Below are 236 nucleotides of genomic sequence, written 5' to 3'. Positions count from 1 at the left end.
CGCCACGCCCAGCTCGCCCGACTCGCAGCACGAACGACAGTCGCAATGTCACCGTCCCGAAGCAGCTCCCAAACCTGCCGCCCGCACGCGTATTCAGGCCGACCCATGAGGAAAAGCCAGTGGGTCCAAGCGTCGTCGGTGCCGTCACCGAGTTGCGACAGCACAGCCGCCAACCCGGGCAGCAATGCACCGTCGTCGGTCACCTGGAACGCCGGATACACCTCGCGACCGTCGGC

At 66.9% G+C, this 236-nt stretch carries 1 protein-coding gene; it reads right to left on the bottom strand.

Annotated elements, in window-relative coordinates:
* Positions 1-236, bottom strand: a 236-nt coding sequence (locus AC1RPH_RS08510; RefSeq protein ID WP_481762151.1) for a hypothetical protein, incomplete at both ends; no start/stop codon positions are given.

It is taken from the genome of Dellaglioa sp. CoH-57-MRSF-16 (genome assembly GCF_056782055.1).
This window is presented reverse-complemented; position numbering and strand designations above follow the sequence as displayed.